This is a genomic window from Nostoc sp. KVJ20, from assembly GCF_001712795.1.
Lineage (GTDB): Bacteria > Cyanobacteriota > Cyanobacteriia > Cyanobacteriales > Nostocaceae > Nostoc.
In genome coordinates, this window is the sequence record NZ_KV757752.1 from 1 (window position 1) to 10,340 (window position 10,340).

Here is a 10,340-nt window from a genome sequence, read left to right on the forward strand (position 1 = left end):
ACGGCTTTGTGATTAACGGCATTGATGCGGGTGACGACTCAGGCATTTCTGTAAGCAGTGCTGGGGATATCAACGGCGACGGCATCGATGACCTGATTATCAGGGCACGCTTTGCCTCCCCCAACAGTCAGTTTAGGGCGGGGTCAAGCTACGTGGTGTTTGGCAGCAATGGTGGCTTTGATGCCCAATTCAACCTCTCGTCCCTAGATGGTAGCAACGGCTTTGTGATTAACGGTGTTGACTCAAGTGACTACTCAGGCCGTTCTGTCAGCAGTGCGGGGGACATCAACGGCGACGGCTTCGACGACTTGATTATCGGTGCACTAAATGCCTCCCCCAACGGTCAGTTTAGGGCGGGGTCAAGCTATGTGGTGTTTGGCAGCAATAGTGGCTTTGATGCCCAACTCAATCTCTCGTCCCTAGATGGTAGCAACGGCTTTGTGATTAACGGCATTGACTCAGATGACTACTCAGGCCGTTCTGTCAGCAGTGCGGGGGACATCAACGGCGACGGCTTTGATGACTTGATTATCGGGGCATACCATGCCGACCCCAACGGTCAGTCTAGGGCGGGGTCAAGCTACGTGGTGTTTGGCAGCAATAGTGGCTTTGATGCCCAAATAAACCTCTCATCCTTGGATGGCAGCAACGGCTTTGTGATTAACGGCATTGATAGATATGACGGCTCAGGCAGGTCTGTCAGCAGTGCGGGGGACATCAATGGCGACGGCTTCGATGACTTGATTATCGGTGCACCTTTTGCCGACCCCAACGGTCAGAGTACTGGGTCAAGCTACGTGGTGTTTGGCAGCAATAGTGGCTTTGATGCCCAAATCAACCTCTCATCCCTAGATGGCAGTAACGGCTTTGTGATTAACGGCATTGATGAGCTTGACAACTTAGGCGATTCCGTCAGCAGTGCGGGGGATATTAACGGCGACGGCTTCGATGACTTGATTATCGGGGCATCAGGTGCCTCCCCCAATGGTCAGCTTTATGCAGGGTCAAGCTACGTGGTCTTTGGCTTTCAAACTACGGCTACCACTAATGAAGATACCGCCGTTAACATCCTTGCTAGTAATATTCTACGTAGATACACAGATATCGATGGCGATACCTTAACTATTAGTGACTTCACTAGCCCCACTAACGGCACATTGTCACTTAACGACAATAACACTCCAGACAACCCCAGTGACGACTTCTTCATTTACACCCCCAATGCCAACTTCAACGGCACTGACAGCTTCACTTTCACTGTCAGCGACGACAATGGTGGTAGCATTACTAATACTTTTAACCTCAATGTCAAGCCCGTTAACAATGCACCCATTGCCGTCAATGATAGTCTGACTACTGGCTTTAATACTGCTGTCACCATCCTTGCTACTACTCTGCTGGCTAATGATACTGACATCGATAGCAGTAACCTCAGCATTACTGGGGTTAGTGGTGTAACCAACGGCACTGCTGTGCTGAATGATAACGGCACTCCGGGCAACTCGACAGATGATTTCATCGTGTTTACCCCAATTAATGGGCTTAGTGGTGATGCCAATTTTAATTACACCATTAGTGATGGTAGCCTGACTAGTACTGCTAGAGTTGCGATCGCTGTTGGTGCTAATATCTCTGGCGGTGCCGGCAACGATAACATCTCTGCTGGTGAGGGTAACGATAACATCTCTGGCGGTGGCGGCAACGATACGATTGCTGGCAATGGAGGCGACGACACCATCTCTGGTGGTGCCGGCAGTGATAACATCTCCGGCGGCAATGGCAATGACTTGTTGCTTGGTGGCAATGGCAATGACACGATTGCTGGCAATGGGGGCAACGATACTATCTCCGGTGGCAATGGCAACGATACTTTTGTCTTCCGCCTTGGTGATGGAAATGACACTATCGCCGATTTTACTGGAACAGGAATTGGTTCAAATCCATCAGCAGATGTGATTAGCCAACTGGATACGTTGCAATTTATTGGTAGTGGTTTAACTGCCCGAAATCTGCAATTAACTCAAAATGGTGATAACTTAGAACTCACTTTTTTGGATGCGGCTTCTACGAAAGTTACCTTGCAAAACTTCCAATTAGAAGACCTGGATAACTTACCAACAACTGGTAATATCCTGTTTGATGGACAAACCAGTGTAACTGACAGTTTTGATGTCTTCAATGCCAACTCCACTCAAACTAATCTCTTTAACAAGAACACAGTTACTTTCCTCAATGACCTTAACAATAACGTTGCGGGTTTTAATAACTCCAATGATGTAATTAATGGTCAAGGGGGTAACGATATCATTAATGGTAATAGTGGCGATGACCTTTTGCGGGGCGGTTCAGGCGATGATATTCTCATCGGTGGAGAAGGCAATGATACTCTTGTGGGTGGCAGAGGCAATGATATTCTCATCGGTGGTGTAGGTGCTGACTTTTTCCTTTACAACAGCAATGCTGTTGGTATTGATGCGATCGCTGATTTCAATAGTTCTGAAGGTGACAAAATTGTACTGGATAAGACTACCTTTAGTGCAATTGCTTCTGCTCCGGGAACAGGTTTCAGTAATACCAATGATTTTCAAATCACTTCTTCAGCAGCGGCTAGCACGGCAAAAATTGTCTACGATTCTGTGAGTGGGCAATTGTTCTACAACCAAAATGGCAGCGCGGCTGGTTTTGGCAGTGGTGGTCTATTTGCAACTTTAACTGGTGCGCCAACTCTCACGGCATCAGATTTTATGTTGCAGGCATAGTCCGATAACTCTCAATACTTGTCGGTTAAGGGGGAAAGGGGAAGGGGGAAAGGGAAATTAAAAACCTTTAACCCTTACTTTTTAACCCTTTCCCAAAACCAAACTTTGGGTTCAAAATGCTTAACCGAGTAGTATTGCGATAACTCTTATCAAATCACTTGCAATTCATCTACCGTACCTAAAAAGTACAGTGGATGAATTGCCGTTTTAGATAAAAATAGCTTCTGGCTATGGAAGAATTACAGGGAATTGGATTACCCTCATGTATTTAAAATATCCTGAAATAATTCCACAACTTCTAACCGTAGGTTGGTTAATGATATAACCTCAAGAATTATGATTAGTTTATGAATTCAAAGAGGGTGTTATCAAAAGTTCTTCTAGCGAATCTGTTCAAGAAGACCTAGCTGATGGGGTAACTTCGGAAGTTCATACAGAATCTAGCCATCAGCAGGAAAATAGAACACAATCAGAAACATTATCACCTTTGACAGCCGCCGCAATCAAGCGGGTAAAAGAGGGTGTAGCGGCGGCTAGCGATCGCGCTGTTCGTCAAATTATCGAAAAAACTCTCAATCGCCTAGAAGCTATTAATCAGGGGCATTCCGAACCCAAAGCTAGCTCTGGGCTGCGTCGTTTTGTAATGCGATCGCTCATCCATTCCTTTTTCAAGGTACGAGTAGAACACCTCGAAAGAATACCTCAGCAAGCTGCAATCTTGTCTGTCAACCATCTCCACCACATCGATCCCTTACTCCTCCTAGGCGAACTTCCCACCCAACCTTACTATTACATCCTGGGTGATGCTCGTACTCTCTATAACAAGTGCTGGAAACGCTTCATTCTCGATTTTGCAGGGGGCGTTATTCCTTTGGAACGGGTGTGGAAAGAAGAAATTGCTGTCATGGAAGCGGCTAAAGCAGGAAAGCAAGATTTAGTTGAGTTAGCCGCAGCAATTAAACAGACAGTACCCACAGGTGAAGACATACATACACTGCGACAAATAGACCGGATTATTCTGGCAATTTTGACTCGTGGGGATGGGATGATTCTCTTTCCCGAAGGACGACTAGGAACTACTGAGGCTCAATTGCATCTCCCCTTGAAGCGCGGGACTGTGATTTATGCCTTGCGGGCTGGTGTACCAATTATTCCAGTTGCGCTAATCGGAACTCATGACCTCTATTTGGGAAAAGAGTTAACAATTCGGGTAGGTGAACCGTTACACTTTGCCCAAACAACCAGGCCAAAACGCCAAGAAGTTGACTTAGCTTTGGAAAAATTGCAGAATGCGATGCTGGCTTTGTTGCCAACTGACTATCAAGAACCAACAGGATTAAAGCTGTTACGTTATTTCCTCAATCATATATTGTGGTGATAGATTATTGTTCTAAAAAGTTTGTAACTTTGAAATTTGATGTCCCCTCCCAACAGTGGTTTAAAAATGCATTTACTTGAGCATCTGCGGAATCAACCGATTCCCTAGAAGCGTTAAATTGTACTGCTGTCACAATGTACTCAAAGATAATTACAAACTGCTTTTGGGGTGAAATTCTTTCGACTACAATTGTTTCACCTATCTTAGGGATTTGAGGCACATTTACCACAAATGTCTCAATTTTTGGTTTATCTAATGGATTTTTGAAATTGAAGTATTTACAGTAAACAATAATTTTCACTTAGACAACCACCAATAACATTATAGATATTGAACCTCACATGACTAAAAGTCACGCTCAATATAAAAGGGAAAAGGTTAAAGGGGAAAGGGGAAAGGGGAAAGGGATGATGATTGTCGCGCCACTTGCGGGCGTTAGCGCCGCGGGACGAAGTACGGTTTTTACCTTTCCCCCTTCCCCTTTCCCCCTTCCCCTTCTTCATAAAACGCCTAACTCATGAATACAAGTCACGAGTGTACGGCTTGTAGACATCAAAGTTATCCTTAAATTGAAAAATTGTTACTATTATAATAGGTTATTAAAAAATATCTACCAGCTTATAGCAATTATCCAAAATTAGGCTACAGATATAAACCTGGAAACCCAGATTAAATCTGACGAGTCTTAATTACGAATTACGAATTACGAATTAGTATTATTTTCCCTGCCATAGCTGTCGCAACGACTGAAAAATATTTACAAATTTCTCTTCTAGCCAGAGCATAACATAATCAAGCCATTCTAGAACTTGCTCTAAGGGATGCTTCTCATACCCATTTGAAGTTGCTTTAATTTCTATCCAGTCTGGCTGTGCTTCAACTTGACTACTTTGGTGAAATTGCTGTTGTAAAATTTCCCCTTTTCTATTCTCGCTTTTAGTTTGAGAAATGCGAGCTTCGGTTTGTTTTGCAGAGGCGACTTTTCCAGATGCTTTTTGACTGGAAACGAGATTATTAGTTGTTTGTTTTCTTCGCACTAAGCCAGAGCCGACTTTAGGCTGTTTTACACTCAAATTCTTTTGTGGAAAATGCCCTACGGATAAACTTGATGCTAAAGCAGGATTTGTCTTTTGAGAAAGTGTAACCGAGTTTTCAGCAACGGTTTCGGTGTTACCAAATAAATCATTCCACGTTAGCCAAGGATCATCTGTTAAATCCTGATTCTCTAATTGAGGGCTTTTGGATAAAGCTTTTCTAATGGGTAATGAGAATAGCTTACCTGGTAATCTCTCATCACTGGTTGTTGGCTCAAGTGTTTTTCTACTACCAACACCAAAAAAGTAATTAAGCGCCGCCTCAATCAAAGCCTGAAGATTCAGTGTATGAGTTTCCAAACCATCAGCATTGGGTGCAATTTCTCCCCTATCAGCTAATTGCTCTTTGCCATAAAGAAATATGTTTAACTGAGTTTGAGCAACTTGAACAATTTCCTGACTACGTTCTTGCGCTGGGACGAAAGCATTTGATTCCAACTTAGCAACAGCTATATCTAAAAATGCTAATAACTTCTCTGTATTAAGTAAATCTTTTGGTATACCCTCAGAGGATGTTTGAAAAGTCCTCTTGTCGGTATCAAAAACTTTAGATCCCCCTAAATCCCCCTTTTTAAGGGGGACTTTGATTCCGGTTACCCCCTTTTTTAGGGGGGATCTAAAAGTGCTTAAAGTCACAGCAGAAAACTTTTCAAACAACCTCTCAGCTAAAACTGGAATTTTTGCTGTATTTCCATCAGTTAGTTTTGCTAATAAATGGTCAATTTGTGGTAATAGCTGCGTTTCTTTTTTAGCGATAATCAACCGCCTTCGTGCAGCGTCTTGTAGAGAAGACTGCCAATACTTAGCAACTTCGTTAATAATTCGGTCTTCTAATTTTGTCTGCTGTTGGGGTGTTAAAATATCTAAAATTTCATTATCGGCACTAACAAGTACTAAATTCCGATTCATCAAATTTGTGGCAATTCCTCGCACTATTGGAAGATGCTGTTGAAGGTCATTTTCCAAGTGTGAAGGATTGAGACTTCCGGCTTGATTCTCTGTAATATTTGATGATTGAGTAATATTAGAGCCATGATTAACGAATTTCAGCCGAAAAACTCCCAATGAAGCCAAGAGATTGAAATGTTCAGATGTTTTCGTAGGAGTGGAAGCGGGTTCATCTGATGACAGATAATTGACTGCCTCTAATACATTTTGAATCGGAGTATCAGCATTTGGCAGAGTTTCTGGCTGGAAATCGGTATCATTTGGTTGTAACTTTAGTCTAGTTTGTGGTTCTTTAGTGTGTAGCGTTTTCCCAGACGATTCCGATGACTGAAACAGTAGATACACTGGATAAAGTAGTGTCTCGACACCCCACTTAGTAGCAACTTGCAAATGCCGAAAGGTGTGTTCCCACTGTTGTGTCACCCGCCGAGATTGCTGATGGACAAAGTTAAATAGTCTGCTTTGATAACGTCCAGAGGAACCAGAAGACATAGTAGTAATTTTTTAGTTCAAGTCTTGTTAAGTTGTGAGACTCGCGCCAAACAATAAAAACGACCAACACCTCATTTTAGCGAATATATGACCCCGACTGTCTCTCAATCCCAAACCAAATCCATCTCACAAGCAATTGAGCAATTGCGCTCTTTTTGTCAAGTTAATCTTCAGTCTACTTGGCTGTATCAGGAATCTGACCTGATTATTACTGATGTTGTAGCTGCTGATTTGTCTCATTGGCAACCTGTCGAGTTGAATGCTAAAGAACATATCGCTTGGACAGGGGGGAAAAAAGTGCTATGGCTAGTGCAAAGATTGGTAGTTCCCCAAGATTTACAGGGTTATTCCTTAGCTGGGTTATCTTTGCGGCTGGCGCTGGTTTGGTGGGCGGATTCTGCTGAGATTTATGTAAATGGGGAGTTAGTGCTGGAGGGTGATTTATTTGATTGTTCGCCGAGAGTGCTTCTCAGTCAGGGGGTGACGGTAGGGGAAGAATTCACTGTGGCTTTGCGGTTAGTGAGTCCGGGACATTGTGATGGTGCTTTAGTGCGATCGCTCCTAGTTTACGAGTCTACTGTTGATGATAATCCCGATCCGGGCTTTGTGGCTGATGAATTAGCTGTGGTGCAGCTTTATTTGGAAAAGTTTGCGCCGGAAAAGTTGGATGTTTTGGCGACGATGGTGGCGGAGATTACGAACCCCAGAGGCGCAGAGGACACGGAGGAGAAGGAAGAGTTAGTAAAATCGTTTTTATCTCTACGCCAAAATTTAATTCAATCCAAAATCGTTCGACTGAGCGAAGTCGAAGTCCAAAATCCAAAATCTAAAATTTTCTTATTGGGTCATGCTCACTTAGATTTAGCATGGCTATGGCCTGTGAGTGAAACTTGGAATGCAGCGCAAAACACTTTTGAATCGGTTCTGAAGTTACAAGCAGATTTTCCTGAGTTAATTTTCTGTCATTCGACTCCCGCACTTTATGCGTGGATTGAAGAACATCGCCCGGATTTGTTTCAAGCGATTCAAGCACAGGTAGCCGCCGGACGTTGGGAAGTTGTCGGCGGGATGTGGGTGGAACCAGAACTCAACCTAATTTCTGGTGAATCAATAGTCCGTCAGCTATTGTATGGTCAACGCTACATCCAAGAAAAATTTGGCAAGATTTCAGCTATAGTCTGGGTTCCAGATACTTTTGGTTTTTGTGCAACTTTACCGCAGTTTTTCGCGAATGCCGGAATTGAATATTTTGTGACGCAGAAGTTGCGGTGGAATGATACTACCAAATTTGATTATGGGGCTTTTTGGTGGCGATCGCCTGACGGTAGTGAAGTCTTTAGTTTGATGTCTGCACCCATCGGTGAAGCTATAGACCCAGTTAAAATGGCATCCTACGCTCTTGAATGGCAAACTCAAACTGGTTTATCAGAATCCCTCTGGCTTCCCGGTGTCGGCGACCACGGCGGCGGCCCCACCCGTGATATGTTAGAAACCGCCCAACGCTGGCAAAAGTCACCTTTCTTCCCAGACTTAGAATTCACGACAGCTGAAAAGTATTTACAGAAGATTAGTAGTCAGTTAACTTCACAATCCAAAATCCAAAATCCAAAATCCAAAATTCAAAGCCCCACCTGGAATGACGAACTATACTTAGAATTCCATCGCGGTTGCTACACTACCCACGCAGATCAAAAACGTTGGAATCGTCGTTGTGAAAATTTATTGTATGAAACTGAACTATTTGCTACCTTGGCAACTGTAAGCTGTGGCGTGACATATCCCAAAGCAGAAATTGAAGCAGCTTGGAAGCAGGTGTTATTTCAACAGTTTCACGATATTTTACCTGGTTCTTCAATTACCCAAGTTTACACAGATGCGTTGCCCCAGTGGCAGCAAGTGGAACAAGTAGGAACGAAGATATTACAAGAATCACTTTTAGCGATCGCATCTCACATTAACCTATCAGAACCACCAAAACCCGATAGTTTGCCTATTTTCGTTTTCAATTCTCTCAACTGGCAACGTTCTGAGGTAGTCTCTGTAGTTTTACCCACACCAGAAGAATGGCAGATTTACGAAACTTCTGGAAAGCAGCTTGTCTCCCAATTCTCTGAACCATCAACGCTATTATTTCTCGCCAGCGAAATTCCACCCGTAGGCTACCGCATATTTTGGCTTTCTCCCCCATCTCCCCCATCTCCCTCATCTCCCCCACTCCTCCCAGACTGGATTTTAGAAAATGAATTCTTGCGAGTTGTTATAGATCCTGATACGGGAGATTTATCAAGTGTTTTTGATAAAACTTATCAACGAGAAGTTTTGAGTGGGGCGGGGAATCAACTACAAGCTTTTAAAGACAGTGGTCAATATTGGGATGCTTGGAATATCGACCCCAATTATGCTCAACATCCTTTACCCTCAACAAATCTTCAATCGATTCAGTGGTTAGAACCAGGCCCAGTGCAAAGTCGTGTGCGCGTGGTGCGTCAGTTGGGTGAATCGGAATTTTGCCAAGACTATATTCTGCAAGCTGGTTCACCTCTGCTAAAGATAGCTACTACCGTCAATTGGCAAGAAAATCATGTATTAGTGAAAGCTGCTTTTCCTCTAAATATCGAAGCAGACTTTGCTACTTATGAAATTCCCTGTAGCGCGATTCGCCGCCCAACTAAACCGCAAACCCCCGCAGAACAAGCAAAATGGGAAGTCCCCGCTTTGCGTTGGGCTGATTTGACAGCAGAAGACACAATCCAAAATCCAAAATCTAAAATCCAAAATCGTTATGGTGTCAGTTTACTGAATGATTGTAAATACGGTTACGACAGCAAGCCAAATCAACTCCGTTTGACACTGCTACGCAGTTCCAATTGGCCAGACTCACAGGCTGACAGAGGTTTTCACGAGTTCACATATACCTTGTATCCTCACGCTGGTAGCTGGGAATCAGCCCATACGGTACGGCGTGGCTATGAATTGAATATCCCGTTGCAAGTGATATTAAATCCACTCACAACTCAAAATTCAGCACTGACTCAACGCCCCGTTACCGCTAACAGCACTATAAAAGGGGTGAGTTTCCTAGATTTATCCGCTGAAAATTTAATCTTGATGGCCTTGAAGCCATCAGAGGATGACCCACAGCAGTTAATTCTGCGGTGTTATGAATGTCACGGAGAAACAGCCGAGTTATCTTTGCAAAGTAATTTAGGGTTGAATCTAGGAGAAACAGTAGATTTATTAGAGCGTTCCTCTACCACTGAATTCTCATCTGGGCAACAAATCTTGACGATACAGCCTTGGAAAATCGCCAGCTTCAAGGTGATACCAGCGATTAATTTCAGTCTTGCATAAGTCAATACAAACCTAACCCCCAGCCCCTTCCCTACTAGAGTTGGGGAGTAAGATTCAAAGGTTTCACCCCACCCTAGCCCTCCCCTTGCAAAGGCTACGGTGTACACACAAGTCAAAAGAAGATCAATTTCTCGTTGTTCTCTCGTTTATCTCGTTCCTATGCTCTGCATAGGAATGCCTGATTAGAGGCTCTGCCTCTAGTCAGATATTGAGTCAGAGACTCAATGAATGCATTCCCAGTCGGAGACTGGGAACGAGGAAATGCTTATCAAGCTAGGTTTTTAGGACTTGTGTGTACACCGTAGCGATGCATTGGGG

At 43.6% G+C, this 10,340-nt stretch carries 5 protein-coding genes; 3 read left to right on the forward strand and 2 right to left on the reverse strand.

What is annotated here, in order from left to right:
• Together A4S05_RS34625 and A4S05_RS34630 are read left to right on the forward strand one after the other, a co-directional pair.
• A partial coding sequence (locus A4S05_RS34625) for a cadherin-like domain-containing protein (protein ID WP_141699891.1) occupies nt 1–2,759 on the forward strand: 2,759 nt, incomplete at its 5' end.
• A gap of 487 nt (nt 2,760–3,246) precedes the next feature.
• Nucleotides 3,247–4,137, forward strand: a complete 891-nt coding sequence (locus tag A4S05_RS34630; RefSeq protein WP_069074295.1) for a lysophospholipid acyltransferase family protein — start codon at nt 3,247–3,249, stop codon at nt 4,135–4,137.
• A gap of 4 nt (nt 4,138–4,141) precedes the next feature.
• Here A4S05_RS34630 and A4S05_RS34635 read toward each other — a convergent pair whose 3' ends face one another.
• Both A4S05_RS34635 and A4S05_RS42330 read right to left on the reverse strand, forming a co-directional pair.
• Entirely contained in the window at nt 4,142–4,438 is a 297-nt protein-coding gene (locus A4S05_RS34635) for a hypothetical protein (protein WP_069074296.1), read from the reverse strand.
• Nucleotides 4,439–4,853: 415 nt separating this feature from the next.
• Nucleotides 4,854–6,671: a hypothetical protein gene (locus tag A4S05_RS42330; protein WP_176727195.1), complete on the reverse strand. Its 1,818-nt coding sequence runs from the start codon at nt 6,669–6,671 to the stop codon at nt 4,854–4,856.
• Between the two features lie 87 nt (nt 6,672–6,758).
• Between A4S05_RS42330 and A4S05_RS34650 the strand changes: the two genes are divergently transcribed.
• Complete coding sequence (locus A4S05_RS34650; RefSeq protein ID WP_069074297.1) at nt 6,759–10,022, forward strand: alpha-mannosidase; 3,264 nt, start codon at nt 6,759–6,761, stop codon at nt 10,020–10,022.
• Nucleotides 10,023–10,340 lie beyond the last annotated feature (318 nt).